This is a genomic window from Comamonas sp. DB36 (genome assembly GCF_057914905.1).
The window spans coordinates 1379255-1405969 of sequence record NZ_CP196631.1 but is presented as its reverse complement, the minus strand read 5'-3'; the positions used below and the strand labels follow the sequence as shown (position 1 = coordinate 1405969).

Sequence of the window (26715 nt, the reverse complement as noted above, 5' to 3'; positions counted from 1 at the left end):
GATATTAGCCGACAAACCCGCGCCCCAGGCCGGTGATACGGCTTTTCACCCGTCGGCCACCAGGTCGCCTGGGTGCGCGTTCGCGCTGACCTGCCCATGCATAATCGTTGGCCCAGGCTCCCTCCGGGGCCACCGTTGCGACTGACCATATTCTGGAGACAAGATGCCCGGTTACTCTGACCCCGGCTTCGATACGCTGAGCCTGCATGCAGGCACCCAGCCCGACCCCGTGACGGGCGCGCGCGCCGTGCCCATCCATCTCACGACCTCGTTCGTGTTCGAGTCCAGCGACCATGCGGCCTCGCTGTTCAACCTTGAGCGGCCCGGCCATGTCTACAGCCGCATCAGCAATCCGACAAATGCCGTGCTCGAGCAGCGCGTGTCGGCGCTCGAAGGCGGCGTGGGCGCGATTGCCGTGGCCAGCGGCCAGGCGGCGCTGCACCTGTCGGTGGCCACATTGATGGGCGCGGGCAGCCATATCGTGGCCAGCACGGCGCTGTACGGCGGCAGCCAGAACCTGCTGCACTACACGCTGGCGCGCTTCGGCATAGAGACCACCTTCGTCAAGCCCGGCGACATCGACGGCTGGAAAGCCGCGGTGCGCCCCAACACCAAGCTGTTCTTCGGCGAGACCGTGGGCAATCCGGGCCTGGACGTACTCGACATTCCCACCGTGTCGCAGATCGCGCACGAGGCCGGCGTGCCGCTGCTGGTCGACTCGACCTTGACGTCGCCCTGGCTGATGAAGCCCCTGTCGCTGGGCGCGGACATCGTCTACCACTCGGCAACCAAGTTCCTCTCGGGCCACGGCACGGTGATAGGCGGCGTGATCGTCGACGGCGGCAGCTTCGACTGGGAGCGTTCGGGCAAATTCCCCGAACTCAGCGCGCCCTATGACGGCTTCCACAACATGGTGTTCACCGAGGAAAGCAGCGTCGGCGCCTTCCTGCTGCGCGCGCGCCGCGAAGGCCTGCGCGACTTCGGTGCCTGCATGAGCCCGCATACCGCCTGGCTGATACTGCAGGGCATTGAAACCCTGCCGCTGCGCATGGAGCGCCACATGCGCAACACCGTCAAGGTGGTCGAGTTCCTCGCCAGCCACCCCATGGTCAGCCGCGTCGGCCACCCCATGCTGGAAAGCCACCCCAGCCATGCGCTGGCCAAGAAACTGCTGCCGCGCGGCGCGGGTTCGGTGTTCAGCTTCGACATCGCGGGCAACCGCAACCAGGGCAAGAAGTTCATCGAGACGCTCAAGGTCTTCAGCCACCTGGCCAACGTCGGTGACTGCCGCTCGCTGGTGATACACCCCGCGAGCACCACCCACTTCCGCATGGACGACGCGGCGCTTGCCGGCGCGGGCATCAGCCAGGGCACGATACGCCTGTCGATTGGCCTCGAAGACGCCGACGACCTGATCGACGACCTCAAGCGCGCGCTCAAGGCCGCGGAAAAAGCCGCCTAGGAGGAGGAGAAATCACCATGAACATCGAAGTCAACGGCCACTCCATTTACGCCTATACCGGCGGCAAGGCGCCGCGCCCCGAACTGCCCACGGTCATCCTGATCCACGGCGTGCTGTGCGACCACAGCGTCTGGGCGCTGCAAAGCCGCTATCTGGCCAACCACGGCTGGAACGTGCTGGCCATAGACCTGCCCGGCCATTGCCGCAGCGCGGGTCCGGCGCCGGAAAGCGTCGAGCAGGCGGCGCGCTTTGTCGCCGATCTGATGGATGCTGCGGGGCTGGAAAAAGCCGCGCTGGTGGGCCATAGCTGGGGCAGCCTGATTGCGCTGCAGGCCGCGGCCGACCTGGGCGAGCGCGTGAGCCACCTGGCGCTGGTGGGCACGGCCCACCCGATGAAGGTCTCGCCGGCGCTGCTCGAATCGGCGCTCAACACGCCCGAACAGGCGATACAGCTGGTCAATACCTTCTCGCGCGCGACGCTCGCACCGCCCGGCGGCGCGGGCAGCTGGGTGTTTGGCGCGGGCATGGCGCTGGGCCGGCGCGTGCTGGCCAGCAATGCGCAGCAGAACCTGCTGCACGCCGGATTTCTGGCCTGCGACCGCTACACGGGCGGCGAGGCCGCGATCGCGGCCATCACCTGCCCCGTGCTGTTCGCGCTCGGCGCCCAGGACCAGATGACGCCGCCCAAGGCCGCCCAAGGCCTGATCCAGGCGGCCCAGGCCGCGGGCAAGAAGCCGCAGCGCGTGCTGCTGCCCATGGGGCACAACCAAATGACGGAGTCGCCCGACGAGACGCTGTTTGCGCTGCGGGATTTTCTGGCGGCTTGAGCCGCGCAGCTCCGCCCTGAGCCCTGCACTGTCGAAAGACAGGCGGGGCTTTTCCACTTCAGAAGGTCACGCGCACCGACTCCGCGCTGCGCTGCGCCTCGCCGTGGAACACGGCTTCGATATTGTTGCCGTCGGGGTCGAGCACGAAGGCCGCGTAGTAGCCCGGATGGTAGGGCCGCTCGCCGGGCGCGCCGTTGTCGGAGCCGCCATGGGCCAGCGCGGCCTGGTAGAACGCCTCGACCATGGCGCGGTCCTTGGCCTGGAACGCCAAATGGTGGCGGCCCGTCAGATGGCCTTGCGCGGCTTGGCTGCCGGCCGTGGACACGAACAGCTCGTCGGCCCAGAAATAGTCCTCGGCCGTGCCGCCCATGGGCACCTGCAGCGCCGCGAGCACGGCGGTGTAGAAGGTCTGCGCCCTGGGCAGATCGCGCACCACCAGCTGCAGGTGGTCGATCAGCCGGCCGCGGTGAATTTCCATGGTTTCCATCGCACTCTCTCCTGGTGACAAAAATTCTCAACGGGGCAGCACGAACGGCACCAGGGCCGGCGGCTGGGCAATCACCTCGGGCAGCGGCAAGGCCTGGCCCAGCGTGAGTTCGTCCCAATGGCCCTGCTCCCACAATTTCTGCGTGCCCGGCGTCTTGTCGAGCAGCAGATGCTGCAGCAGCGGCGCGAGCAGCGTCTCGTCCGGGTCGCACAGCAGCACGTAGCGCGGCTCGACGTCGTCTATGGTGCGCGTCTGGCCTTCATCGGGCAGCACGCCCAGCCAGCGCACCGTGGTCAGCGCCGCGAGCGCAGGCTCGAGCTGCAGCGCATCGACCTTCAGCCGCCTGGCCAGCGCCAGCGGCTGCATGCCGCGCAGCGGCTGGCCGCGCTGCTCGTCGAGCACGGCAACGACTTCCAGCGCCAGCTCGAAGCTCCAGCCGCGGTGCGAGGAGCTGCGCTCCATGCCCGTGAGCAGGCTGGGCAGATAGGCCGTGACCACGGCGCCCAGCAGGAAGATCACCCAGGCGACGTAGACCCAGATCAGCAGGATGGGCAAGGTGGCAAAGGTGCCGTAGATCACCGAATAAGTGGGCACCGACGCCAGGTACAGCGCCAGAATGTTCTTGGCCAGCGCCATGCCGATGGCGACAAACAGGCCGCCCACAAAGGCATGGCGCCATTTGACCGGCGTGTTCGGCACGTAGTGGTAGAGCGCGGCCATCGCGCCCGAAAGCAGCAGGAATTCAAGTGAATTGAAACCCACCTGCACCGCCTCGGGAAGCGCCGCGACGATGCCGCGCGAGGCCGACAACACATACGAGGTGGTGGCGATGCTGCCGCCCATGAGCAGCGGTCCCAGCGTGATCACCGCCCAGTAGATCAGCAGGCGCTGGCCCAGCGGCCGCATGCGCTGCACGCGCCAGATGTTGTTGAGCGTGCGGTCCATGGTCATGACCAGGCTGATCACCGTGACCAGCAGAAAGCCGAAGCCCACGCCGCCGAGCTGGCTGGCCTTGGCCGCGAACTGCATCAGATAGTCCATCACCTGCAGCGCAATGGAGTCGGGAATCAGGCTGTCGATCAGCCAGCGCTGCAGCATCAGCTGCAGCCGTCCGAACGTGGGAAACGCGGTGAACACCGCGAGCGCGACCGTGACGAACGGCACCAGCGCCAGCAGCGAGGTGAAGGTGAGACTGCTGGCAGTGAGCCCCAGCCGGTCTTCGCGAAAGCGCGCAGCCAGCGTGTGCGCGGTGTTGCGCCAGGGAAAGACGGTCAGGGTGTGGGCCAATTGGCGCCCGCGCATGCGCGCTCGGTGAAAGGACAAGGCCATGGCCGATATGATGCCACCTCCATGAATCCTTCCAATACCGAACCCGGCAGCGACGTCGCTGCCACCCGCTGGTGGGCCGTAGGCAGCCTGCTGGCCCTGATGCTGCTGTGCCTTGCCTGGGAGCTGTGGCTTGCGCCGCTGCGCCCCGGCGGCTCGTGGCTGGCGCTCAAGGCGCTGCCGCTGTGCCTGCCGCTGGCCGGCCTGCTCAAGCGCCGCATGTACACCTACCGCTGGGTCAGCCTGGTGGTCTGGCTGTACTTCACCGAAGGCGTGGTGCGTGCCTGGAGCGACCCCGCGCCCAGCCGCTGGCTCGCGCTGGCCGAAGTCGCGCTGTGCCTGTCGCTGTTCGTCGCCTGCACGCTGCATGTGCGCTGGCGCCAGCGCGCCGTCAAGGCTTCGGCCCTGGGCGCCGCGGGCTGAATGATTTTTTTGCGAGAACCGTCACCATGTCCACTCTGCTCGATACCCTGCGCCAGATCGTCGGCGCTCCCCATGTACTGACCGAAGGCGACCTGAGCGCCTGGGAGCAGGACTGGCGCCGCCGCAGCCGCGGCAAGTCGCTGGCCGTGGTGCGCCCGGCCAACACTGCCGAAGTCGCGGCCGTGGTGCGCGCCTGCCACGACAGCGGCACCAGCCTGATTCCCCAGGGCGGCAACACCGGCCTGTCGGTGGGCTCCACGCCCGACACCAGCGGCACGCAGATCGTGCTGAGCCTGCAGCGCATGCAGGCCGTGCGCCAGCTCGACAAGGACAACCTGACGCTCACGGTGGAAGCCGGCTGCATTCTGCAGAACGTGCAGCAGGCGGCCGACGCCGCCGGCCTGCTGTTTCCGCTGTCGCTGGCCGCCGAAGGCAGCTGCACGATTGGCGGCAACCTGGGCACCAACGCCGGCGGCACGCAGGTGGTGCGCTACGGCAATACGCGCGATCTGTGCCTGGGACTGGAAGTGGTCACGCCCCAGGGCGAGATCTGGGACGGGCTCAAGGGCCTGCGCAAGGACAACACCGGCTACGACCTGCGCGATCTGCTGATCGGCAGCGAAGGCACGCTGGGCGTGATCACCGCCGCCACGCTCAAGCTGTTTCCCCAGCCGGCCGCGCGCCTCACGGCCTGGGCCGCCGTGCCGTCGATGGAAGCCGCGGTGCGCCTGCTGGGCCTGGCGCACCAGCAGCTGGGCGCGGGCCTCACGGGCTTTGAAGTCATGGGCAAGTTTGCGTTGAGCCTGGTGGTGCGCCATATGCCGCAGCTGCGCGTGCCGTTCGCCGATCTGGCCGACGCGCCCTACTGCGTGCTGCTCGAGAACTCCGACAGCGAATCCGAAGCCCATGCGCGCGGCCGCTTCGAGGCCTTGCTGGAAATGGCGTTCGAGGACGGCTGCGTGCTCGACGCCGTGGTGGCCGAAAGCATTGCCCAGGCCAAGGGCCTGTGGCATGTGCGCGAAAGCATTCCGCTGGCCCAGGCCGAGGAAGGCCTCAACATCAAGCACGACATCTCGATCGCGGCTTCGCGCATTCCGGCGTTCGTGGAATACGCCGACGCGCTGCTGCAGGCCGAGATTGCGGGCGTGCGCCTGGTCAACTTCGGCCATCTGGGCGACGGCAACCTGCACTACAACGTGCAGGCGCCCGCAGAAGGCGACCCCAAGGCCTTCCTGCGCGACCAGGAAGACCGCGTCAACCATCTGGTCTACGAGGCCGTGGCGAAGTTCGGCGGCTCGTTCTCCGCCGAGCATGGCGTGGGCGCGCTCAAGGTCGACAAGCTGCAGAAGTACCAGTCGCCCGTGGCGCTGGGCATGATGCGCGCGATCAAGCAGGCGCTGGACCCCAAGGGCATCATGAACCCGGGCTGCGTGCTGCCCCGGGAGTAAGACGCGCGGTTACTGCGCGTTGCGGCGCTGGTTGCCTATCATGGTCTGCACGTCCTTGGGCCAGGGCACCACGGCCGCCGGAGGATCGATGAACTCCTCCGACTGGCCCGCGTTGAGCAGCCATACGCGCAGCGCGTTGGCGCGCGGATCGATCACCACGGCGCCGGCCTCGACACCGCCTTCATGCGGCCGGTTGCCCGTGATGAACCACAGGCCGCCCGCCGAGGTCAGCGGCGAGACCGTGCGCATATTGGCCAGCAGCACGGGATAACGCTCGCCAAGCAAGGCACGCAGGCGCGCCGCGAGCACCCCCTGCTCCAGATAGTTGTCGCCGTCATACGGATACTTGCCCACGGAATCGGCCAGGCTCAGCAAGGGCTCGAGCGGCGCGCCCGCCGTCGCCGGCACCTGGGCCGCTTCGGCCTGCGCGGGCACGGGCTTGTCCTTGAGGATCACGGCAGCCGTGGCCGAAACATCCTGGGTCGTCAACGGCACGGGGGCGGCCGGCACGGTTGCCGCATGCGCGGCCTTGGGCGCGGGCGGCTTGGGTTCGCACGCGCAAAGCAAGCCCGCCGCAGCCAGGGCGACGGCCGTCTGAACGGAAAAAAACACGAAACGCATGGTGCACACCTTTGAGCGAAAGGTTGACGACAGCGCCCACGGCCGCTGCCGCATGTCAATTTTTTATCACGGCCTTGGCACACATGCGCGCCCTGACCGTACTGCGCACCATTTTGACCCGCGCCGCGGGGCAGTGGCTGTCGGTCAACGCGCCGCCTGCATTGCGGCCCGCCCATGAAAAAACCCGACGGCCAGGCCGTCGGGTTTTTCGGCGAGCGCTGGACTGATCAGACCTGGGCCAGCGCCTGGTCCAGGTCGGCCAGCAGGTCGTCGATATGTTCGATGCCCACCGACAGGCGCACCATGCCTTCGGTCACGCCGGCCTTGGCCAGCTCCGCGGCGTCAAGCTGGCGGTGGGTGGTCGACGCGGGATGGGTGGCCAGCGACTTGGCGTCGCCGATGTTCACCAGGCGCGTGAACAGCTGCAGCGCATCGAGGAAGCGCGCGCCGGCCGCGCGCGCATCGCCCGCGCTGGTCTTGAGGCTGAACGACACGATGCCCGAAGCGCGGCCCCCCGACTGCTTTTGCACGATGGCGTGGTCGGGGTGGTCGGGCAGGCCCGCATAGCGCACCCATTCGACCTTGGCGTGCTTTTGCAGCGTCTCGGCGATCTTCTGCGTGTTCTCGCAGATGCGGTCCATGCGCAGCGCCAGTGTCTCTATGCCTTGCAGGATCTGGAAGGCGTTCTGCGGCGAGATCGCCGCGCCCATGTTGCGCAGCGGCACGACGCGCGCGCGGCCGATGTAGGCCGCGGGGCCCAGGGCTTCGGTGTAGATCACGCCGTGGTAGCTGACATCGGGCTCGTTCAGGCGCGGGAAGCGCTCGCGGTGCTCGGCCCAGGGGAAGGTGCCGCTGTCGACGATGGCGCCGCCCACGCTGGTGCCGTGGCCGCCCAGGTACTTGGTCAGCGAATGCACGACGATGTCGGCGCCGAACTCGATGGGGCGCAGCAGGTAGGGCGAAGGCACCGTGTTGTCGACGATCAGCGGCACGCCGTGCGCATGGGCGACATCGGCGAGCGCGCGGATGTCGGTCACATTGCCCAGCGGGTTGCCTATCGACTCAATGAAGATCGCCTTGGTCCTGGCGTCGACCAGCTTGCCGAAGCTGGCGGGATCGCGCGCGTCGGCGAAGCGCACTTCTATGCCCTGCTGCGGGAAGGTGTGGGCAAACAGGTTGTAGGTGCCGCCATAGAGCGTCGAGGCCGAGATGATGTTGTCGCCGGCTTCGGCAATGGTCTGGATCGCGGCCGTGATCGCCGCCATGCCCGACGCCAGGGCCAGCGCCGCAATGCCGCCTTCGAGCGCTGCGACGCGCTTTTCCAGCACGTCGGTGGTCGGATTCATGATGCGCGTGTAGATGTTGCCCGGCACCTTCAGGTCGAACAGGTCGGCGCCGTGCTGGGCGCTGTCGAACGCGTAGGCCACGGTCTGGTAGATGGGAACGGCCACGGCCTTGGTGGTGGGATCGGGGCTATAGCCGGCGTGGACTGCCAGGGTTTCAATGCGCATTTTCTTGCCTTTTCGAAAGTGCAGGTTGGAATGCCGAACGGGATTTTTATATTCGGCGCTTTGGTGAATCAATATATATAAACTGCTTATATATATAAGCAGCATTCTTGGGACATTATGTGCAGGCCGCGATCCATTCACGGCCTGCGCAATGCGATGCGATTATCCTCCAAGCATGCATCCGCGATATTCTCATGCCCGGGCCCCCTCGGCCGAGGACGCCAAGCCGAAGTAGGCGCGAATCTGCGCCTCGAGGCTCAGCGCGGCCAGCCAGGAGGTTTTCGGGTTGTCGGGCAGCGGCGCGTTGGCCAGGCGGATCTGGAATTCGCCGAACGCGCCGCGCACCTCGAGTTCATGGCAGTTCTGCGTGACGCGCGGGTCGGCGACCAGCGTCACCTCGGTGCGCTCGAAGCCTATGCCGGCCAGCGCCACGGCGGCCGTCACATTGGCGTTCTTCGGATAGGCGCGCGCGGACGCGCCGGCCGAGCCTTCGAAAATGACCGTGGGCTGGGTGAGCGCCGCCAGATCGAACGCGTCGGCCGCGGGCGTGCCGCTCCATGAAAGCGGCGGCTTGCGGCCGATATAGCGCACGCTGTCCAGGCCCGCGCTGCGCGCCGCGTCAAGCGCATCCAGTCCGCCGATCGCCCCCGCGACGGTGATCAGCCGGCTGGCGCCCGCCAGCGCGCTGGCATCCAGCTCGGCGCGCAAGCCCGCATCGGCCAGCGCGCCGACCGAAGTGATGATCGCATCGACGCCCGCACGCAGCGCGCCCGGCACATGCTCGCGCACCGCGCCATGGCCTGCGCATTCGATCAGCAGGCCGGGCTGCCAGGCAAGCAGTGGCGCAGCGCCCGTGAGCACGGTGGTGCCGGCAGGCACCTTGTCCGGCGTATCGCGCAGCACCAGCGCCAGCTCGGCCCTGGGCAGCAGCTGCGCCAGCCGCGGCAGCAGATAACGGCCCATCGCGCCATGGCCGATGACGGCGATGCGCGCCGCGGCGCGCTGCGGTTCAGCGCGCATAGGCCGTGCTCGCGGTCGGCAGCATCAGCTGCGAACGCAACTGGGGGTCGGCCATGAAGCGGCCGCAGATCTTCAGGATGGCGTCCATCTCATCGGGCGTGTTGTAAGCACCCATGGAAAAGCGGATAGAGCCGGTATCGAGCAGGTTGCAGACCACGCCCTGGGCATAGAGGTATTTGCGCAACGCGAACGCCTGGGGATGGCGTATGCAGACGATGGTGCTGTTCTCGCCCGGATGGGTCGACGAGAGAATCTGGAAACCCTGGGCGCGCAGTCCGGCGTCCAGCCGCGCGGCCAGCGCCAGCGTCCAGGGCGCGAGGTTCTCGACCTTGGCTTCCTCGATCATCAAGAGCGCCTGGGCCAGGCCGTAGACGCCGGGATAGTTGATGTTGCCGCCTTCGAGCACGCGCGCATCGCCGACGCCGGATTTGAGGCCCCAGCCTTCGACGCTCTTGTCGATGCGGTTGGCGAACGACGGGCCGAAGTGCGCGGGCTGCAGCAGTGCCAGCAGCGCGGGCGCGACGTACAGAAAGCCCAGGCCCAGCGGCCCGTGCAGCGCCTTGTAGGCGCCGCAGGACAGCGCGCTGATGCCCCAGTTCTCGACCTCGATGGGCAGCAGGCCCACGCCCTGGATGCCGTCGACCACGAGGTGTATGCCCTGGGCGCGGCAGCGCTCGGCCAGCGCCTGGATATCGGCGCGCACGCCCGTGCTGTACTGCACATAGGAAACCGCGATCAGGCGGGTGTTGGCATCGACTTGCGACCAGATCGAATCGACGGTCACGCGCCGGTCTTCGGTGCGCGCCACGCGCACCTCGACGCCGCGCTGGCGCAGGTGCAGCCAGGGCACGGTGTTGACCGGGTGCTCCTGGTCGTCGATCACGAGGTTGTCGCCGGGCCGCCAGGGATATCCCTGGGCAACGATGTTGAGGCCTTCGGTGGTGTTCTTGGTGAACGCGACATGGCGGGCCTTGCCGCCTATCAGCTGCGCGACCTGGGTGCGCACGCCCTCGGCCGCGGCCAGCCACTCGGGCTTGTCGGCGCGCGCCATGCTGAGACTGGAAAAGAAATGCCCCATGGCATCGCTCACGCGCGGCGCCATCGGGCTGGCATAGGCCTGACAGACATAGATCTTCTGCGCCGTGATCGGGAAATGGTTGCGAAAAGCCTGTTGCCAGGCCGGCGCGTCGGTACTCGTGGTCATGGCTGAAATTCTAGGACCACGCTGCATCTTTTACGAAGTTCGCACATCACTTTTTAAGTCATATGCATAGTGAAAATCCGTCTATGTGAAATCCACTGTTTATGGCATTGACTCCCTACAATCGCAGCAAGAGCTCGAAGCACCGACTTTCCCGCGAAAACAATAAACCGCCAATCATTATCAAAATGATTTTCTTCGGTCTTGCGCAGCCTGCCGAACCCAGAATCAATCATTATCACCTGCTCTCCAAATGCGTAAATCCTTACTGCGTCGCTTCACTCTGGCTGCCGCGGGCGCAGCCGCGGCCCTGACACTGTTTCCCGCAAGCGCCCAAAGCCAGAACTCCACGGTGGACACGATCAAGAAGCGCGGCCAGCTGGTCTGCGGCGTGAGCCAGGGTTCGGCCGGGCTGTCGCTGGCCGACAACCAGGGCCGCTGGAGCGGCCTCGATGTGGACTTCTGCAAGGCGCTGGCCGCGGCCGTGCTCAACGCACCCGACAAGGTGCGCTACGTTCCGCTGAGCTCGCAGCAGCGCTTTCCCGCGCTGCAATCGGGCGAGATCGATGTGCTCAACCGCAACACCACGGTGACTTCGGGCCGCGACGCGGGCATGAACGTCACGGCGCCGGCCATCGTCTTCTATGACGGCCAAGGCTTCATGGTGCCCAGGAAGCTGGGCGTCAAGAGCGCCAAGGACCTCGACGGCGCCCAGGTCTGCGTGCAGCCCGGAACCAACAACGAGCAAAACCTCGTCGACTGGTTCGCGACGCACAAGATCCAGTACCGCGCGGTGGTGATCGAAAATCTGGTGGAACTCGAGAAGGCGTTCTACGCGGGCCGCTGCGATGTCTATCTGTCCGATGCCTCGACGCTGGCCGCGAGCCGCTCGTCGCGCGCGGGCAATGCCGATGATTTCGTGATCCTGCCCGAGCGCGTCAACAAGTCGCCGCTGAGCCCCTGGGTGCGCGACAGCGACACGCAATGGGTGGACATCGTCAAGTGGACGGTGCATGCGGTGGTCACGGCCGAGGAGCTGGGCATCACCTCGAAGAACGTCGACAGCTTCAGCGCCAGCAAGGACCCGCAGGTGCGCCGCCTGCTGGGCCTGGATGCGGGCATAGGCAAGAGCTTCGGCCTGAGCGACAAGTGGGCCTACAACGTGATCAAGGCCGTGGGCAACTACGGCGAGATCTGGGACCGCAACGTGGGCCTGAAGACGCCGCTCAAGCTCGAGCGCGGCCAGAACGCGCTGTGGAACAAGGGCGGCCTGCTCTACGCTCCGCCTTTCCAGTAATCCAGTACAGGCTGCGGCCCGGGCGCTGACAAGGCGCCCGGGCCGCACTATTTTTCATGCTGGACTTCAGCTTCCTCGGCCAGCGCGCCGGCTTTCAGATCGCCGAAAGCCTGTGGGCCGTCACGGCCGAACACCCTTACTGGCAATTGCTGCTTGCAGGCCTGGTCAACACCCTGACCGTCGCCGCGATCGCCATTCCCCTGGCCACGGCGCTGGGCCTGCTGCTGGGCGTCTTGCGCCTGTCGCGCCACCCGCTGCTGGCGCGCGTGCTGGCCTGCGTGGTCGAGCCGATTCGCAACACGCCCGTGCTGCTGCAGATGTTCATGTGGTACGCGCTGCTGCTGCAATTGCCCGTGGTGCGCGAAGCCTGGCAGCCGCTGCCAGGCGTCTATCTGTCCAATCGCGGCCTGGCCCTGCCCATGCTGCAGGGTGCGGTCTGGTGGCCGCTGTGGCTGCTGCTGCCTTGCGCCACGCTGTGGCGCCGCAGCCGGCCCCAGGCCGCGGTGTTCGCCGGACTGGCGCTGCTGTGGGCGATGGCCGCGCAGGATTGGTCGGCGCTGCATTGGGACCTGCCGCGGCTCGCGGGCCTGGGCCTGCGCGGCGGCTGGAGCCTGAGCCCCGAACTCACGACCCTGCTGCTGGGCCTGACGATCTTCCATGCGGTATTCATTTCGGACGTGGTGCGCGGCGGCGTGCTGGCCGTGCCCGTGGGCCAGGTCAACGCGGGACAGGCCCTGGGAATGAACGCCGCCACTCTGGCGCGGCATGTGATCTACCCCTATGCGGTGCGCGTGGCCGTGCCGCCCTATGCGAATCAATGCCTGATGCTGATCAAGAACAGCACGCTGGCGATCGCGATCGGCTACCAGGAGCTGATGGCCATCATCAACACCACCATCACCCAGACCGGCCGCGCGATCGAAGGCATGACGCTGGCCATGGCCTTCTATGTGCTGCTGGGCACGCTGCTTGCCTGGGCGATCGCGCAATACAACGCGCATGTCAACCGCTACAGCGTCGACGGCGCGGGAACGCTGCGCCTGGGCCAGGTGCTGCGCCTGCCGGCGTTCGACGCCGCAGGGCTGTGGCGCGGGCGCGCGCGCTCCGGGCTGACGCTGCTGCTGTCCGCGGCTACGCTGTGGCTGCTGTGGCGCGGCCTGCAGTGGGCCCTTCTCGATGCGGTCTGGACCGGCACGGCCGATGCCTGCGCCCAGGCCGCGGGCGCCTGCTGGGCCGTGGTCACTTACAACGCGCCGCTGCTGACCTTTGGCACCATCGCGCCCGAACAGCGCCCCCAGGCCGCGCTGGCCTGTGCGCTGCTCGCAGGCGTGATCGCCGTGCTGCTGCTGCCGCGCCTGGCGCTGCGTATGCGCGCGTCGCTGGTTATGACCGGGGCCTTCGCCGTGGTGCTGGCGCTGACGGGCGGCCTCGGGCTATGGCCCGCGCTGCCCGTGGTCGCCTGGGGCGGGCTGCTGGCGACGCTGGCCATGGCGCTGAGCGCCATCCTGCTGGCCCTGCCGCTGGCCGTGGCGCTGGCGCTGCTGCGCCGCAGCCCGCGGCGCTGGCTGCGCTGGCCCGCGGGCGCGCTGGTCGACGCGGTGCGCAGCATTCCGCTGGTGGTGCAGCTGCTCGTGGCCTCGTTCTGGATTCCCATCTTTGTCGGCGGCGACTGGTCAAGCGCCAAGTTCCAGCTGGCCTTGTTTGCCATCGTGCTGCACACTGGCTGCATGCTGGCCGAAGTGCTGCGCGGCGCGCTGCAGGCCGTGCCGCAAAGCCAGGCCATGGCGGCGCAGGCGCTGGGAATGCGCCCGGCCGCGGTGCTGGCCAGCGTGGTGCTGCCCCAGGCGCGCGTGCTCGCCGCGCCGGCGGCGCTGGGCGTTTTTGTCGGCGCGGTCAAGGACACCTCGCTGGTCGCCATCATCGGCGTGTTCGACGTGCTGGCCGCGGCCAAGACCGTGGTCGCCGACACCGCCTGGCGCCCCTATTTCGTCGAGGTCTATTGCTTCGTAGGACTGTTCTATCTGCTGATCTGCCTGCCGCTGTCGTGGCTTTCGCGCCGGCTGGCGCGGCATTGAGGGCCGGCAGGGCATTGCGGCCGCCCGCAGTGCGGCGCTGCCGCTTGCGCTACGATTCCGCCCTATGAAACAGTATCTCGACCTCGTCCAGAACATCTTCGACAACGGCAGCTGGCAGGACAACCGCACGGGCGTGCGCACGCTGAGCCTGCCCGGAGCGATGCTGCGCTTCGACCTGCAGCAAGGCTTTCCCGCGGTCACGACCAAGAAGCTGGCGTTCAAGTCGGCCGTGGGCGAACTCGTGGGTTTCATGCGCGCCTACCGCAGCGCCGCCGATTTCCGCGCGCTGGGCTGCAAGGTCTGGGACCAGAACGCCAACGAGAACGCGCAGTGGCTGGCCAACCCCTACCGGCTGCAGGAAGACGATCTCGGCTCGGTCTACGGCGTGCAGTGGCGCCAGTGGCCGGCGTACAAGCTGATCGACCCCTCCGAGCCCCAGGGCCAGGCCCAGGTCGCCGATGCGCTGTCCAAGGGCTACCAGCAGATCGGCATGCTCGAAGCCGCGCCCGGCGGGCAGTCGGGCGTGCTGATGTACAAGGCCATTGACCAGTTGCGCCAGTGCCTGGACACCATCGTCAAGGACCCGGGCAACCGCCGCATCCTGTTCCACGGCTGGAACTGGGCCCAGCTCGAGGAAATGGCCCTGCCCCCCTGCCATCTGCTCTACCAGTTCCTGGTCGACAAGTCCAAGGGCGAGATTTCGCTGTGCCTCTACATCCGCAGCAATGACGTGGGCCTGGGCACGCCCTTCAATCTGACCGAAGGCGCGGCGCTGCTGCACCTGGTCGGGCGCCTCACCGGCTACAAGCCGCGCTGGTTTACCTACTTCATCGGCGACGCCCACATCTACGAGAACCATGTGGACATGCTCAAGGAGCAGCTGACGCGCGAACCGTTCGAAGCGCCCCGGCTGGTGCTGTCCGACCGCATTCCCGACTACGCGGTCACGGGCAAATACGAGCCCGAATGGCTGGAAAAAGTCGAGCCTTCGGACTTCACGCTCGAAGGCTACCAGCACCACGCGCACATCACGGCGCCCATGGCAGTCTGATTCCAGCGCGCAGCACGGGAATGCGCTATCTGGTGATAGGCACAAGCGGCGCGGGCAAATCGACGTTTGCGCAGGCGCTGGCAATCGCCACGGACGCCACTTATATCGAGCTCGACGCCCACTACTGGGGGCCGGACTGGCGGGCCGTGCCTGCTGAACAATTCAAACGCTCGGTGGTGGCCGCGACCCGGGGCCAGCGCTGGGTCGCCGACGGCAACTACAGCGCCGTGCGCGACGAGCTCTGGCCGCACGCCACGCATGTGGTCTGGCTCAACTACGGACGGTTCACGGTGTTTTCGCGCGTGCTGTGGCGCACGCTGAGCCGCGGCCTGCTGCGCACCCGGCTGTTCCAGGACAACCGCGAGTCGCTGCGCATGGCATTCCTGTCGAAGGACTCGATACTGCGCTGGTCCTGGACCACCTATGCGAACAACCAGCGCAAGTTCGCAGCGCTGCGCGCGCAGCCCGAATTCGCGCACCTGCAGTGGACCGAACTCACCCGACCGGCCCAGGCCCAGGCCTTTCTCGCGGCGGCGGCCCACCATGGCTGAGGCGTATCTGGGAAGCTGCCTGTGCGCCAGAGTGCGCTACGAAGTGCACGCCCAGCCCCGGGCCGTCACCCATTGCCATTGCAGCCAATGCCAAAAGGGCCATGGCGCGGCGTTCGCCACCTATGGCGCGGTCGCGCGCAGCGACCTGCACATCGTCAGCGGCGCGCTGGAGATCAAGTCCTACGCCTCGTCCGAGTTCGTGCAGCGGCAGTTTTGCGGCCACTGCGGTTCATCGCTTTTCTGGTCCAGAACCCGGGGCGACTGGAGCGACTGGATCTGCTTTGCGCTGGGCACGCTGGATTCGCGCTTCACGCCGCCCAAGCAAAAGCATGCCCACCTCGCGTCCCGGGCGCTCTGGTGCGATTTTCGCGCGCCATATGACACGCTGACCGACTGAAACCGGTCAGATCATCAGCTCGATGAGGAACGGCCCGCTTTTCGCGAAGCTGGACTGCATCAGCGCCGCCAGTTCGTCGAGCGTGGTCGCGCGCGCGGCTTCCACGCCCATGCCGTTGGCGAGCTTGGTCCATTCGATCGACGGATTGCCCAGGTCCAGCATGCTCATCGCGGTCGCGCCCGGCGTCGCGCCCACGTTGGCGTATTCGCCGATGAGGATGTTGTACTTGCTGTTGTTGAGAATGATGGTGGTCACGGGCAGCTGCTCGCGCGCCTGGGTCCACAGCGACTGCAGCGAGTACATGGCCGAGCCGTCGGCCTGCAGGTTGATGACGCGGCGCTGCTTGCCCGCCCCGAGCGCCGCGCCCGTGGCCACGGGCATGCCGTCGCCGATCGCGCCGCCCGCCAGGTGCAGCCAGTCGTGCGCGGGCGCGGCGTGCGTGAACTTGTAGAAGCCGCGGCCGTACGACACGCTTTCATCCGAAATGATGGCGTTGTCGGGCATCAGCGCGGCCAGCGTCTGCGCCAGGCCTTCGGGCGTGGGCGCGCCGCGCGCGGCCTCGGGGCGCGGGCCGGGATGGGGAATGGCGACCTCGGGCGCACCCAGCGCCTGGACCAGGCCGCGCAGCGCTTCGACCGCGTCCTGGTCTGGGCGCGACAGCACGTGAAACTGCGCCTGGGGATTGGCCTGGGTCGAGGGCATGCCGGGATAGCCGAAGAAGCCCACGGGTTCGGTGGCGTTCACCAGGATGATGTGCTTGAAGCGGTCCAGCGCCTTGATGGCCAGGTCCATGACATAAGGCACGCGCTCGAGCTGCATGCGGCCGCGGCCGCGCGCCAGGTGCGACGACGAATAGCTGGCCATCACGGCCGCGCCGGTCGCGCTGGCGACGCGCCAGGCAAGGGCCTGGGCTTCGGCGAGCACGCCGGGACCGGCCAGGAGAATGAGTACATCGCGCTGGTCGCGCAACGTGCGCGCGGCCTGCTCTATGGCAGCGGCGTCGATTGCGGGCGCCGCCGGCACATCGAACGGCGCAGCGACGACGCCGCCCTCTTCCCACGACACATCGGCCGGCAGGATCAACGTCGCGACCTGGCCCGGATAGACCTGGGCGGCGCGCACCGCCTCGGCCGCGTCGCGGCCCAGATCGGCGCTGCGGGTGCTGGTGCGCACCCAGGCGGAAACGGTCTGCGCCATGCCCGTGGTGTCCGCGGTCAGCGCGGCGTCGAACGGCCGGTGATAGATCGCCTGGTCGCCCACGATATTGACAATGCCGCTGCGCGCGCGGCGCGCGTTGTGCAGGTTGGCCATGCCGTTGGCCAGGCCCGGGCCGCAGTGCAGCAGCGTGCAGGCGGGCTTGCGCGCGATGCGGTAGTAGCCGTCGGCCATGCCCGTGACCACGTTTTCCTGCAGCCCCAGCACGCATTTCATGCCGGGCACCTGATCGAGCGCCGCGACAAAGTGCATCTCGCTTGTTCCGGGATTGGCAAAGCAGGTGTCCACCCCCGCGGCCAGCAATGTCTTCACCAGGCTCTTTGCACCATTCATCTTGTCCGTCCTCCTAGATAACTTCGATTCAAGAAACTCAGGCCGCGGGCTTGGCGCCGCCCGCCGCAACGCGCGCCATCGACGGACTGAGCATATAGGCCGCCACCCCGACCAGCACCATGGCACAGGCAAAGCCGAAGATCCGCGTATAGGCGGCAACCGGCGCCGCGCCGCTGGCAAGGTTCGCATCGGCGATCAGCCCGAAGATCCAGGCCGCGGCCGCCGAGCCGAGAAACACGAAGGTATTGAGCAGACCCAGGCCGCGCCCATGCACTTCGGGCGCGAGCAGCAGCCGGCCATGGGCCATGACCAGTGGATGGAGCACGCCTATGCTGGCCAGCATCGCCAGCAGCGGGATGTCCAGCAGCACGCCCGCGCCGGGCAGCAGCACCAGCGCGCCGCCCGCGGTCAACGCGGCCAGCGCCCAGGCCAGCACGGTTTGCCGTACCGCGAAGCGGTGCACGAACCAGGGCAGCGCGGCCGCGGCGCAGATGGCCGCCAGGCTCAGCACGGCCAGCGCCAGTCCGCGCGCGCCCGCGCTCAGGCCGAACACATCGGCCAGATAGGGGCCACCCCAGGAATTGCGGAAGGTCGTGCCCACGGCCAGGGCCATGCACATGGGAATCAGCGTCCAGAGCGCGGGAATGAACAGCAGCCGGCCGCTGGCGCCCAGCATCGCGCCCAGACCCTCTTCCTGCGCGTGGACATTGCCGCTGTCCCTGACCTGGGCGGCAACCAGCCAGCAGGCCACGGCCATCAGCACGCCGGCCGCCAAAATGGGCGCGCGCCAGCCGAAAGCGTGTATGGCCCAGCCCAGCGGCGCGGTCGCGCACAGCGCGCCGAGCATGCCCGCCGCGTTGGCCCGGCTGACCGAGGTCGCGAACTGATGGGCCGGCAGGACCTGGGCCGCGAAGTGCATCAGCCCCATGAAGACCGGCGCACAGGCCAGTCCCAGCCCCACCTGGGCGAGCATTGCCGTGGGCCCGTTGGGCGCGAGCGCGAACAGGCCCGCGGAGACAACGCCCAGCGACAGCAGCCAGCGCGTGGGCGCGCCGACGCCGTAGCGGTCGAACGCCATGCCCACGGGAATCTGGGCGATGCCGAAGGACAGGAAGAAGCACGACGACAGCAGGCCGAAGCCCGCGGGCGACAGCTGCAGATCGCTCTGCACTTCGGGCGCCATGACGGCCAGGCAGCTGCGGAAGAACTGGCTCAGCGTCAGCGCGAAGGTCAGCGCGGCCAGGCCGCGCACGGAGGAACGGGTGTCCATATTTGGTGGGTTGCTTGCCAGGCAGTTGCCCCGCCCGCAGATACATCATTGATTGCCACGAATTGCTTCGGTGGCACCGGGCCATGTTGCGCCCGGCGGCATGCGCTGCATCGTACCCATATCTTGTCGCCCTGCCTTACGCCAGGGCGACAAGTTCGAAAAGATCGGTGGCGCCGCCATATGGCGCCCCATAAGCCTGCCAACATGCCGCCCGGATGCGGGTGCAGGCCATCGAACAGCGCACCAAGGCTCAGCCCAGCCGCGCCCGGGTATGCGCCGCCACATCCTTGACCCAGGGCTGGGCCTGCCAATGCCGCGCGGCAAAGGCCTGGATTTGCTGCTCATAGGTCAGCGACAGGCCGATCACGTCCAGGCCTTCGAGCTGCATGCGCTGATGGCGCGCCGACAGCGCAAAGCCCGCGTCGACGCTCGCGCTGCGCACGCGCAGGTTCTCTATATCGATCGCCATCTCCGCGGTCTCCAGCCGTTGGGCATCGGCCATCATCGCCGCGATGTAGGCTTCGGGCAGCATCACCAGCAGCAGCTGGTTGTTCATCGCGTTCGAGTAGAAGATCTCGCCGAAGCTCGGCGCGATCACGGCCTGGATGCCGAACTGCTGCAGGCCCCAGACCGCGTGCTCGCGGCTGGAGCCGCAGCCGAAGTTTGCGCCCGCGACCAGGATCTCGGTGCCCGCGCGCTCGGGCCGGTTGAGAACGAAGTCTTCACGCGCGCGGCCCTGCGCGTCGAAGCGCAGGTCATACAGCAGGCCCTTGGCCAGCCCGGCCTTGTCGATGCCGTGCAGGAACTGCTTGGGCATGATCTGGTCGGTGTCGAGGTTCTCGATGGGCAGTGCGGCAGCCTTGCCGGAAAGAATATGCTGCTTACGCATGGGCGGACTCCAGTCGGCGAACGTCGGTGATCGCGCCCGTGAGCGCGGCGGCCGCGGCCATTGCCGGGCTCATCAGATGGGTGATCGCGCCGCGTCCCTGGCGGCCTTCGAAATTGCGGTTGGTGGTCGAGGCGCAGCGCACGCCGGCCTCCAGGATGTCGCCGTTCATCGCCAGGCACATGGAACAGCCGGGCGCGCGCCACTCAAAGCCCGCATCCTGGAGGATCTTGGCGATGCCTTCCTGCTCGGCCATATGCTTGACCGCGCCCGAGCCCGGCACGACCATGGCGCGCACGCCGCTGGCCACCTGCCGGCCTTCGACCACGCGCGCCACGGCGCGCAGGTCTTCGATGCGCGCATTGGTGCACGAGCCTATGAACACATGCTGGATGGGCGTGCCTTCTATCGCCGCGCCCGCGGCCAGGCCGGTGTAGCGCAGCGCCTGCTCGGTGCTGCGGCGCAGCGGGCCCGCGGGCTGGTCGTCGGGCTCGGGAATGCGGCCGTCGATGCGCACCACCTGGTCGGGGCTGGTGCCCCAGGTCACATGCGGCGCGACGTCGCTGGCGTCGAAGCGGTGCTCGATATGGAATGGCGCGCCTTCGTCGGAGAACAGCGTGTCCCAATGCGCAAGCGCCGCGTCGCGCACGCTGCCCTCGATGTCCGGCGCGCGCTCCAGCACGTATTGCCTGGCCTTGGCGTCGGGCGCGATCAATGCGCCGCGTGCGCCGGCTTCGACGGCCATGTTGCAGACCGTGAAGCGCGCCTCTATCGACAAGGCGTCGAGCGCCGTGCCGCAGAACTCGATCACATGGCCGCGCGCGCCCTGCGCACCGATCTGGCCTATGACCATCAGCACCAGGTCCTTGGCCGTGGTGCCCACGGGCAGCGTGCCGTCGATGCGGATGCGCATGTCCTGGGCCAGCCGGTAGACCAGGGTCTGGGTGGCGAGCACATGCTCGACTTCGGACGTGCCTATGCCAAAGCCCAGCGCGCCCAGCGCGCCGTAGGTGGTGGTGTGCGAGTCGCCGCAGATCACCACCATGCCGGGGCGGATCATTCCATGCTCGGGCGCGACCACATGCTCTATGCCCTGCAGCATGTCGTTGGTGTCGAACAGCGGGATCGCGTGGCGCTCGCAGTTCTTCTTCAGATTGCTCGCCTGCAGCGCGGGCGCGGCATCGCGGATCACGCGTATGGTGCCCGGCTCGGTGGGAATCACATGGCTCACCACCGCGACGTTCTGCCCGGGCATGGGCACGCCGCGGCCTTTCTCGTGCAGTCCGGCGAAAGCCTGGGGGCTGGTGTACTCGTTCATCAGGTGCAGATCGCAGAACAGCAGCACGTTCTGTTCGTCCAATCGCGCGACCGTATGCGCGTCGACAAGTTTTTGATAAAGCGTTCTGGGAGTCATGACCGCCATCGTATAGATGCAATCGGCCACCACAATATCGCGAAAGTTACTTCTTTGGGTCGCTGGACGACACAATGATCCAGGTCAACCGGTGGGCTTCACCAGCCCAGGAACTCGTCCTTTGCCGCCCTGTGGGGGGCAAAGGTCTTGACCATGAAGTCGACGAAGACCCGGGTTTTCGCCGACAGATTGGAACTGTTGGGAAACACCAGATAGATATCGGCGCCGGGCAGCGTCCATTCCGTCAGAACCGCTTGCAGCCGGCCCGATCGCAGGTAGGGCGCGGCGTCCCAAAGCGAGCGCATCAGGATGCCATGGCCGTCGAGTGCCCAGGTCAGCGCGCAGTCGCCGTCGTTGCTGCTCAGCGGTCCGCGCACCTTGACGCTTTCCTGGCGCGTTCCCGCGCGCAGATGCCAGGTGCCGAAGGTGTCGTCGCTTTCGCGGATGAACAGGCAGGCATGGCGCTGCAAGGCCGCGGGCTGCAGCGGCACCCCGGCGCGCTGCAGATAGGAAGGCGCGGCGCACAGGATGCGCCTGTTGGGCGCGAGCAGCCGCGCAGTCAGTTGTGCGTCGGGCATCTCGCCCAGGCGAATCACCGCGTCCAGGCCCTGCTCGACGAGATTGACGGGCTTGTCGGTCAGGCGCAACTGGACTTCGACGTCGGGAAACTGGCGCGCGAATTTCGAGAGCGCGGGCGCGATGAACTGCCGCCCGAAGCCCAGCGTCGCGCTGAGCTTGATCTGGCCGCGCGGCAGCGCCTTCGCGCCCGCTACGCGGCGCTCGAGTGCCTCCATCTCGGCGAGCACGCGCGCGCCTTCGCTCACGTAGATTTCGCCTTCGGGCGTGAGGCTGATGCGGCGCGTGGTGCGGTTGAGCAGGCGCACTCCCAGCCGCGCCTCGATGTTGGACAGCCGCTTGCTTGCCGACGGCGGCGTCAGGCCCATCTCCTGCGCCGCGGCCGCGAGCGAGCCATGCCTGATCACCAGGGAGAAAAAAGCGAGATCGGAAAACATGTCCATCGAGAGCCTGTTGTGTCGCCGCGGGAATGGCTGGATTCTCGCACCCGCATTCATGCCGTGCGCCCCACGGCCCGCGCTACTGCGCGCGCGTCAGCACGAACTCGGTGATCTCCGAAGGAATGCCCAGGCGTATGGGAAAGCCCATCCACAGCCCCGTGCCGTTGCTCACATAAAGCTGCATTTCGCCCACGCGGTAGCCGCGCGTCAGATAGCCTTCGTTGGGCGGCCCGAACACCGGCTCCATGCCCAGCACCATGCCGCCATGGGTGTGGCCCGACAGCTGCAGCGCGACGCCGGCCTGGGCGTTGCGCGCCGCACCCGCGGGCCGGTGCGACAGCAGCACGACAGGCGCATCCGCGGGCGCGCCGGCAAGTGCCTTGGGCAGATCGGGGCCTTCATAGCCATAGAGCGTGGCCACGGCATCGGCGATGCCGGCCACCGTCAGCTGCGCCGTGCCGTGCTGCACCACCGCATGCTGATTGGTCAGCATGCGCACGCCCAGCTCCTCGAAACGGGCTTTCCAGGCAGCGTAGTCGAAGTAGTACTCGTGGTTGCCGGGAATGCCGAGCACGCCGTGGCGCGCCTGGAGCTGCGCCAGCGGCGCCACATCGTCGCGGCGCGCCTGCACGCTGCCGTCGATGAAGTCGCCGGTCACGACGATCAGATCGGCATCGATGGCATTGGTGCGCTCGACCACGCCCCGCACCCAGTCCTGCTGGAACAGTTTGCTGATGTGCAGGTCGCTGAGCTGCACCAGCTTGAAGCCTTCGAGCGCGGCGGGCAGGTTCTTCACGGCCAGGTCCACGCGGTGCACTTCGGGCAGGCGCGTGGCCTGGATGAAGCCGAAACCGCCCAGCCCGAAGGCCAGCGCCAGCGTGATCAGCCGGCGCGCCGTGCCGCTGGGCGGGTTAGCGCGGCGAGCGGCAGAGCGGCGCGTGAGCAGCCAATACAGCATGGACAGCACTTCGCCGACGATGGTGAACACCAGCAGCAGCACGAAGCTGCAGAACGTCCAGCCCAGCAGCGCGGCAACGGCGTAGGGCACCTCGGCCGAGAACATGGTGCCGAAGAACAGGCGCGTCCAGAACTGGTAGAGCGCGCCCGGCAGCAGCGCGGCCGCCGCCAGCAGCCGCCAGCGCCCCCGGATGGGCAGGGGCGCGATGACGCGCGCGACGACAAACAGATAGGCAATGGCGCAGTAGACGTGGAACACAGGAAACCCGGGGAATGGCAGGCGCGGCGGCGCGGGTGACCGGCACCGCCGGTGCCTGGTCCGTGCGCGCATTCTGCCGTGCCAAGGTTTTGCCCACGGGCTGCTGTGCCATTTCCGCGGCGTGCGCCGCCGCTGCGCACCTACTTCAGCGTGAAGCGCGCCGTGCCCAGCGCCTTGCCGCCATCGGTGACCACGGCCACCACCTTGGTGCCTGGCGCCACCTTGAACGCGCCCCTGGCTTCCAGCCTGTCGCCCGCGGGCAGCAGCTGGGCCTCCTGCTTGTCCTTGCCCGCGAGCAGCGTCAGCTTGGCGCTGGCCCTGGACAGGTCGCGCGCCTTGCCGTGGTCGGAGACATAAAGCTGCAGCACATCGGCCTTGGCCACGAGTTCATAGTCCGCCTCCTTGGCCGCGGCGACGACGCCGCCGTGCGCGGGGTCATGGGCATGGTTGCCCGCGGCAAAGACCGGAGCGCCGGCCGCCAGGATGGCGAGAGAAAGCGTGGCAATTGCGGTTTTCATGGGAGTCCTTTCGGTTGGTTGAATCACAGGGCTTCTACGTCTTTGGATTGCATGAGACGCTCGGCGTCCGCACGGCCGAAGAGCCAGAACATGGCGGGGGTCAGGAAGGTGTCGAGCAAGGTGGCGCTGATGAGGCCCGAGAAGATCACGACCGCCACCGGGTGCAGCACTTCGGTGCCCGGCTGCTCGGCTTCGAACAGCAGCGGTGCCAGCGCGAACGCCGTCACCAGCGCGGTCATCAGCACGGGCGCGAGCCGCTCCAGCGAGCCGCGCACGATCATCTTGTGATCGAAGTCCTCGCCTTCGAGGCGCATCAGGTTCACGTAGTGGCTGACTTTCAGAATGCCGTTGCGCACCGAGATGCCGGCCAGCGTGATGAAGCCCACGAGCGCGGCGATAGACAGCGGCTGGCCCGAAAGCCACAGGCCCAGCACCGCGCCGACCAGGGCCAGCGGGATGTTGGCCATGATCAGCAGCGACAGCCGCGTCGACTGGTAGCGGCTGTAGAGCACGATGAACATCAGCGTCAGCGACACCAGCGACAGCAGGCCCACGAGCTTGGACGCCTCTTCCTGGGCCTGGAACTGTCCGCCCAGCGTGACGAAATAGCCTTCGGGCAGCGGCGTGTCGGCAATCACCTGGCGCATGTCGGCGACGATGTCGGACAGCGGCCGGCCCTGCGAGTTCGCCGAGAGCACGATGCGGCGCTTGCCATCGTCGCGGCTGATCTGGTTGGGGCCGTCGCCTTCCTCGATGCTCGCGATCTTGGACAGCGGCACGCGCCCCGTGGGCGTCTCGATCAGGATGTCCTTGAGGCCGTTGGCCGAACGCGTCTCCTCGGGCAGCTTCACGACCAGAGCGAAGCGCCGCCCGCCCTCGACGATCTGCGTCACGCGTTCGCCTTCGACCAGGCTTTGCAGCGTCGCCAGCACCTGCGGCACGGGCACGCCGTACTGCGCGGCGGCGGCGTAGTCGATGCGCACCTTGATCTGCGGCGCCAGCACCTGCTTTTCGACTTCGAGATCGGCCAGGCCGGGTACGGCCGCGAGCCGCGCGCGCAGCGCATCGGCCTGGCCGCGCAGCGTGTCGAGGTCCTCGCCGAAGATCTTGATCGCGATCTGCGAGCGCACGCCCGACAGCATGTGGTCTATGCGGTGCGAGATCGGCTGGCCGATTGAAATCGCCGCCGGCAGGTTCGCCAGCCGCGCGCGGATGTCGGCCGAGATCTCCGCCATCGAGCGCGTGAGTTCGCCCGCAGGCTTGAGGCCTACGTCCAGCTCGCTCACGTGCACGCCTTCGGCATGCTCGTCGAGTTCGGCGCGGCCGCTGCGCCGCCCGACATGGGTCACTTCGGGCACCTGCATGACCAGCACTTCGGCCTGGCGCGCCAGCGCCGAAGTCTCCGACAGCGTCACGCCCGGGTTGAGCCGGATGCCAATCATCAGCGTGCCTTCGTTGAACGGCGGCAAGAAGGTAGTTGGAAAGAAAGGCACCGAGGCGATGGCCAGCAGCACCGCCACGCCCGCGGCCGCGAGCGTGGCCTTGGGGCGGTTCAGCACGCTCGTGAGTCCCACCGCGTACTGGCGCTTGAGCCAGGCCAGCAGCCGCGTGTCGCCATGGTCCAGCGATTTCATCGTCGGCAGCAGGTAGTACGACAGCACGGGCGTGACCGTGACCGACACCATCAGGCTGGCCAGCGTCGAGACGATGAAGGCTATGCCCAGCGGAATGAACAGCCGGCCCTCTATGCCCGGCAGCGCGAACAGCGGCACGAACACCAGCACGATGATCACCGTGGCGTAGAGAATCGCCGAGCGCACTTCCATCGACGCGCGCGCGACCAGCGCCAGCACGTTGCTGCGCTGGCCCGGATGGCGCGCGCGGTCTTCCTTGAGGCGCCGCAGGATGTTCTCCACGTCGACCACGGCGTCGTCGACCAGGCCGCCGATGGCGATCGCCAGCCCGCCCAGCGTCATGGTGTTGATCGACAGGCCGAAATACTTGAAGACCAGGGCCGTGAGAAAGATCGACACCGGAATCGCCGTGAGCGCGATGATGGTCGGACGCAGCGTTCCCAGGAAGAAGAACAGGATGGCGGCAACGAACACCGACGCGCCAATCAGCTTCCACTTGAGGTTGTCTATCGACGCCTCGATGAAGCTGGCCTGGCGGAAGGTCACGCGCGGCGCGTCCATGCCCGCGGGCAGCGAGGCGTTCATTCCCGCCAGCGCCTGCTCGATGGAACGCGTCAGCGCGATGGTGTCGGCCGTGGGCTGCTTCTGTATGCCCAGGATCACCGCGGGCTTGCCTTCGAAGCCCGCGTCGCCGCGCTTGAGCGCCGCAGCAAACGTGACTTCGGCGATCTGCCGCAGCAGTATGGGCTGGCCGTTCCTCGCGGTGAGCGCGAGATTGCTCAGGTCTTCGAGGCGCGAGGTTCTGCCCAGGTGGCGGATCAGGTATTCGCGGCCGTTGAGTTCGAGAAAACCGCCCGAGGTATTGGACGAGTAGCCCTTGAGCGCGGCTTCGAGCTGCTCATGCGAAATGCCCAGGTCCGCCATGCGCCGCGTGTCGGGCTGCACCTGGAACTGGCGCACTTCGCCGCCGATGGGAATCACCTGGGCCACGCCCGGCACGGCCATCAGCCGTGGGCGCAGCACCCAGTCGGCGTACTCGCGCACCGCCATCTGCGAGATCTTGCCGGTGTCGACGGGAATCGCGATCTGCATGATCTCGCCCATGATGGAGCTGATCGGCCCCATGCGCGGCACGACGCCGGGCGCTATGCCCTCCTCCATGGAAGCGAGCCGCTCCGACACCATCTGCCGCGCGCGGAAGATGTCCGTGCTCCAGTCGAAGGTGATGTAGACGAAGGACAGGCCCGCGGACGACACGGAGCGCACGGTCTCCACGCCGGGCAGGCCGTTCATCGTGGTCTCGAGCGGAAAGGTGATCAGTTGCTCGACCTCCTCGGCGGCCATGCCGCCGGCCTCGGTCATCACGGTGACGGTTGGCTTGTTGAGATCGGGAAAGACGTCGACGGGCGTGCGCGAAAGCGTCCACGCGCCGTAGAACATCAGCACCACGCTGGCGATGATGACCAGCAGCCGGTTGGCCAGGCTGTTGACGAGAAGCCATTTGAACATGTGAGTG

The 26715-nt window shown here is 67.4% G+C and carries 23 protein-coding genes; 9 read left to right on the top strand and 14 right to left on the bottom strand.

Going from position 1 to position 26715, the window contains the following annotated elements:
• The first annotated feature begins 163 nt into the window (after positions 1–163).
• Both ACSVDO_RS06755 and ACSVDO_RS06750 read left to right on the top strand, forming a co-directional pair.
• Positions 164–1462, top strand: a complete 1299-nt coding sequence (locus ACSVDO_RS06755; protein WP_213293218.1) for an O-acetylhomoserine aminocarboxypropyltransferase — start codon at positions 164–166, stop codon at positions 1460–1462.
• A gap of 17 nt (positions 1463–1479) precedes the next feature.
• Entirely contained in the window at positions 1480–2289 is an 810-nt protein-coding gene (locus ACSVDO_RS06750; protein WP_489595524.1) for an alpha/beta fold hydrolase, read from the top strand.
• 58 nt (positions 2290–2347) lie between these two features.
• Here ACSVDO_RS06750 and ACSVDO_RS06745 read toward each other — a convergent pair whose 3' ends face one another.
• Positions 2348–2776, bottom strand: a complete 429-nt coding sequence (locus ACSVDO_RS06745) for a VOC family protein (RefSeq protein WP_489595523.1) — start codon at positions 2774–2776, stop codon at positions 2348–2350.
• Positions 2777–2803: 27 nt separating this feature from the next.
• Positions 2804–4078: a YihY family inner membrane protein gene (locus tag ACSVDO_RS06740; protein ID WP_489595521.1), complete on the bottom strand. Its 1275-nt coding sequence runs from the start codon at positions 4076–4078 to the stop codon at positions 2804–2806.
• A 48-nt stretch (positions 4079–4126) separates the two neighbouring features.
• On the opposite strand from ACSVDO_RS06740, the gene ACSVDO_RS06735 reads away from it, so the two are divergent.
• Both ACSVDO_RS06735 and ACSVDO_RS06730 read left to right on the top strand, forming a co-directional pair.
• A complete protein-coding gene (locus ACSVDO_RS06735; protein ID WP_489595520.1) occupies positions 4127–4525 on the top strand; it encodes a DUF2069 domain-containing protein in 399 nt (132 codons plus the stop codon).
• Between the two features lie 26 nt (positions 4526–4551).
• The gene (locus tag ACSVDO_RS06730; protein WP_489595518.1) at positions 4552–5973 is read left to right on the top strand and encodes an FAD-binding oxidoreductase; all 1422 of its coding nucleotides are present in this window, start codon (positions 4552–4554) and stop codon (positions 5971–5973) included.
• Between the two features lie 9 nt (positions 5974–5982).
• On the opposite strand, the gene ACSVDO_RS06725 is transcribed toward ACSVDO_RS06730, so the two are convergent.
• The 4 genes from ACSVDO_RS06725 to ACSVDO_RS06710 all read right to left on the bottom strand — a co-directional run bounded on the left by ACSVDO_RS06725 (position 5983) and on the right by ACSVDO_RS06710 (position 10329).
• Complete coding sequence (locus ACSVDO_RS06725) at positions 5983–6594, bottom strand: Ivy family c-type lysozyme inhibitor (RefSeq protein ID WP_332549543.1); 612 nt, start codon at positions 6592–6594, stop codon at positions 5983–5985.
• Positions 6595–6821: 227 nt separating this feature from the next.
• On the bottom strand, positions 6822–8105 hold the full coding sequence (locus ACSVDO_RS06720) for an O-acetylhomoserine aminocarboxypropyltransferase/cysteine synthase family protein (protein ID WP_332539760.1): 1284 nt from the start codon (positions 8103–8105) through the stop codon (positions 6822–6824).
• 192 nt (positions 8106–8297) lie between these two features.
• The gene (locus tag ACSVDO_RS06715) at positions 8298–9125 is read right to left on the bottom strand and encodes an aspartate dehydrogenase (RefSeq protein ID WP_332549544.1); all 828 of its coding nucleotides are present in this window, start codon (positions 9123–9125) and stop codon (positions 8298–8300) included.
• Positions 9115–10329 (bottom strand): aminotransferase class V-fold PLP-dependent enzyme, encoded by a 1215-nt coding sequence (locus ACSVDO_RS06710; protein ID WP_489595516.1) that lies wholly within the window; start codon positions 10327–10329, stop codon positions 9115–9117. Before ACSVDO_RS06710 ends, ACSVDO_RS06715 begins: the two co-directional genes overlap by 11 nt.
• A gap of 250 nt (positions 10330–10579) precedes the next feature.
• On the opposite strand from ACSVDO_RS06710, the gene ACSVDO_RS06705 reads away from it, so the two are divergent.
• The 5 genes from ACSVDO_RS06705 to ACSVDO_RS06685 all read left to right on the top strand — a co-directional run bounded on the left by ACSVDO_RS06705 (position 10580) and on the right by ACSVDO_RS06685 (position 15697).
• Complete coding sequence (locus tag ACSVDO_RS06705; protein WP_489595514.1) at positions 10580–11623, top strand: amino acid ABC transporter substrate-binding protein; 1044 nt, start codon at positions 10580–10582, stop codon at positions 11621–11623.
• A gap of 56 nt (positions 11624–11679) precedes the next feature.
• A complete protein-coding gene (locus ACSVDO_RS06700) occupies positions 11680–13698 on the top strand; it encodes an ABC transporter permease subunit (protein ID WP_489595512.1) in 2019 nt (672 codons plus the stop codon).
• A 64-nt stretch (positions 13699–13762) separates the two neighbouring features.
• Positions 13763–14749 (top strand): thymidylate synthase, encoded by a 987-nt coding sequence (locus ACSVDO_RS06695; protein ID WP_489595510.1) that lies wholly within the window; start codon positions 13763–13765, stop codon positions 14747–14749.
• A gap of 20 nt (positions 14750–14769) precedes the next feature.
• The gene (locus tag ACSVDO_RS06690) at positions 14770–15300 is read left to right on the top strand and encodes a P-loop NTPase family protein (RefSeq protein WP_489595508.1); all 531 of its coding nucleotides are present in this window, start codon (positions 14770–14772) and stop codon (positions 15298–15300) included.
• Positions 15293–15697 carry a GFA family protein gene (locus ACSVDO_RS06685; protein WP_489595506.1) on the top strand — a complete coding sequence of 135 codons (405 nt, stop codon included), beginning with the start codon at positions 15293–15295 and terminating at the stop codon, positions 15695–15697. Before ACSVDO_RS06690 ends, ACSVDO_RS06685 begins: the two co-directional genes overlap by 8 nt.
• 6 nt (positions 15698–15703) lie before the next feature.
• On the opposite strand, the gene ACSVDO_RS06680 is transcribed toward ACSVDO_RS06685, so the two are convergent.
• The 8 genes from ACSVDO_RS06680 to ACSVDO_RS06645 form a co-directional block, all read right to left on the bottom strand.
• Positions 15704–17245: an acetolactate synthase large subunit gene (locus tag ACSVDO_RS06680; protein ID WP_489595504.1), complete on the bottom strand. Its 1542-nt coding sequence runs from the start codon at positions 17243–17245 to the stop codon at positions 15704–15706.
• A 37-nt stretch (positions 17246–17282) separates the two neighbouring features.
• The gene (locus tag ACSVDO_RS06675; protein WP_489595502.1) at positions 17283–18515 is read right to left on the bottom strand and encodes an MFS transporter; all 1233 of its coding nucleotides are present in this window, start codon (positions 18513–18515) and stop codon (positions 17283–17285) included.
• 250 nt (positions 18516–18765) lie between these two features.
• Positions 18766–19404 carry a 3-isopropylmalate dehydratase small subunit gene (gene leuD / locus ACSVDO_RS06670; protein ID WP_489595500.1) on the bottom strand — a complete coding sequence of 213 codons (639 nt, stop codon included), beginning with the start codon at positions 19402–19404 and terminating at the stop codon, positions 18766–18768.
• Positions 19397–20815, bottom strand: a complete 1419-nt coding sequence (leuC, locus tag ACSVDO_RS06665; RefSeq protein WP_489595498.1) for a 3-isopropylmalate dehydratase large subunit — start codon at positions 20813–20815, stop codon at positions 19397–19399. The genes leuD and leuC overlap by 8 nt, the downstream gene beginning before the upstream one ends.
• A 98-nt stretch (positions 20816–20913) precedes the next feature.
• Positions 20914–21834, bottom strand: coding sequence for a LysR family transcriptional regulator (locus ACSVDO_RS06660; RefSeq protein ID WP_332535346.1), 921 nt, complete (start codon positions 21832–21834; stop codon positions 20914–20916).
• 76 nt (positions 21835–21910) lie between these two features.
• Positions 21911–23047 (bottom strand): metallophosphoesterase, encoded by a 1137-nt coding sequence (locus ACSVDO_RS06655; protein WP_489595496.1) that lies wholly within the window; start codon positions 23045–23047, stop codon positions 21911–21913.
• Positions 23048–23187: 140 nt separating this feature from the next.
• Positions 23188–23565 (bottom strand): hypothetical protein, encoded by a 378-nt coding sequence (locus ACSVDO_RS06650; RefSeq protein WP_332535342.1) that lies wholly within the window; start codon positions 23563–23565, stop codon positions 23188–23190.
• Between the two features lie 23 nt (positions 23566–23588).
• The gene (locus tag ACSVDO_RS06645) at positions 23589–26708 is read right to left on the bottom strand and encodes an efflux RND transporter permease subunit (RefSeq protein ID WP_332535340.1); all 3120 of its coding nucleotides are present in this window, start codon (positions 26706–26708) and stop codon (positions 23589–23591) included.
• Between the last annotated feature and the right edge of the window lie 7 nt (positions 26709–26715).